The sequence below is a fragment of the Xanthomonas sp. SHU 308 genome, from assembly GCF_000364645.1.
Classification (GTDB): Bacteria; Pseudomonadota; Gammaproteobacteria; order Xanthomonadales; family Xanthomonadaceae; genus Xanthomonas_A; species Xanthomonas_A sontii.
Genome location: NZ_AQOK01000184.1, coordinates 1 through 1,834 on the forward strand (window position 1 = coordinate 1; position 1,834 = coordinate 1,834).

Sequence of the window (1,834 nt, forward strand, 5' to 3'; positions counted from 1 at the left end):
TGGCGCGCCGGCGGCGGCACCATCGGCGGTCTCCAGCAGCGCGATCACCGCGCCCTCGGAGAGGGTGTCGCCGAGCTTGACCCTCAGTTCCTTGATCACGCCGGCAGCCGCGGACGGCACTTCCAGCGTGGCCTTGTCCGACTCCAGCGTCACCAGGCCCTGGTCCTTCTTCACCGTGTCGCCGACGGCGACCAGCACCTCGATGACCGGAACGTCGCTGTAGTCGCCGATATCCGGGACCTTGACCTCAATGACCGCCATGCAGCTTCTCCTGTGGCCCCTCGCCGCGGCGGTGGGCGTTTGCAGTTCGTCGGCGCGACCGCGCAAACAGGCGGCGCGCGCAGGTGGGGGAAAACCGGCGCCGCGACGGACGCGGCGCCGTGACGACAGGGCTTACAGCAGCACGCGGCGCATGTCCGCCAGCACCTGGCTCAGGTAGGTGGTGAAGCGCGCGGCAGCGGCGCCGTCGATGACCCGGTGGTCGTAGCTCAGCGACAGCGGCAGCAGCAGCTTGGGCGCGAATTCCTTGCCGTTCCAGACCGGCTGGATCGACGACTTGGACACGCCCAGGATCGCCACTTCCGGCGCATTGACGATCGGGGTGAAGGCGGTGCCGCCGATGCCGCCGAGCGAGCTGATCGAGAAGCAGCCGCCGCTCATGTCGGCCGGGCCCAGCTTGCCGTCGCGCGCCTTCTTGGCCAGCTCGCCGCTCTCGCGCGCCAGCTCGACCACGCCCTTCTTGTCCACGTCGCGGATCACCGGCACCACCAGCCCGTTCGGGGTGTCGGCGGCGAAGCCGATGTGGAAATACTTCTTCAGGGTCAGGTTCTCGCCGCTGGCATCGAGCGAGGCGTTGAACTCGGGGAACTGCTTCAGCGCCGCGGCGCTGGCCTTGAGCAGGAAGGCGAGCATGGTCAGCTTGATGCCGGCCTTCTCGTTCTCCTTGTTCAACGCCACACGCAGGGCTTCCAGGTCGGTGATGTCGGCCTGCTCGAACTGGGTGACGTGCGGGATCATCGCCCAGTTGCGCGCCAGGTTGGCTCCGGAAATCTTCTTGATCCGCGACAGCGGCTTGACCTCGACCTCGCCGAACTTGGCGAAGTCCACCTTCGGCCACGGCAGCAGGTTCAGGCCATTGCCGCCCGCGGCGGGCGCGGCACCGGCGGCGGCCGGCGCGGCGCCGGACAGCGCCGCCTTGACGTAGCGCTGCACGTCGTCCTTGGTGATGCGGCCACCCTGCTCCGAGCCGCTGACCTGGAACAGGTCCACGCCGAGCTCGCGGGCGAACACGCGCACCGCCGGGCTCGCATAGGGCACCTTCTGCGGCAGCACGCTGTCGGCGTCGAACGCCACCGGCGGGCTGCTCTGGGTGGCGGACGGCGCGGCGGCCTTGGCCGGCGCCGTGGCCTGGACCTGGGCGATCTCGCGCTGGGCCAGCTTGTCCGGCGCGGACGAGGCCGGCACCGGCTCCACGCCGCCGCCGGTCTCGGCGCTGGGCTGCACCGCGGACGCGGCCGGCGCGTCGGCATCGCTGCCGGCTACTTCGATCAGCGCCACCAGCTTGCCCTCGGACAGGCTGTCGCCGACCTTGACCTTGAGTTCCTTGACCACGCCGGCCACCGACGAGGGCACTTCCATCGTCGCCTTGTCCGACTCCAGGGTGACCAGGCCCTGGTCCTTCTTGACCGTGTCGCCGACCGCGACCAGCACCTCGATCACCGGCACGTCGCTGTAGTCGCCGATGTCCGGCACCCGCGCCTCGACCACGCCGGCGGGCGCGGCCGCAGCCGGCTTGACCGCGTTCTGCGCGGGCGCGGCGGCCTGCTGGGCCGGC

2 protein-coding genes are annotated in these 1,834 nt (G+C 70.6%); both read right to left on the bottom strand.

Annotated elements, in window-relative coordinates; all coding sequences use genetic code 11:
• The coding region (locus tag D588_RS24250) for a biotin/lipoyl-containing protein (protein ID WP_043083845.1) at positions 1–261 on the bottom strand (261 nt) is incomplete at its 3' end.
• 132 nt (positions 262–393) lie between these two features.
• Positions 394–1,834: dihydrolipoyllysine-residue acetyltransferase (aceF, locus tag D588_RS0107375; protein WP_017915519.1), on the bottom strand; the 1,441-nt coding region annotated here is incomplete at its 5' end.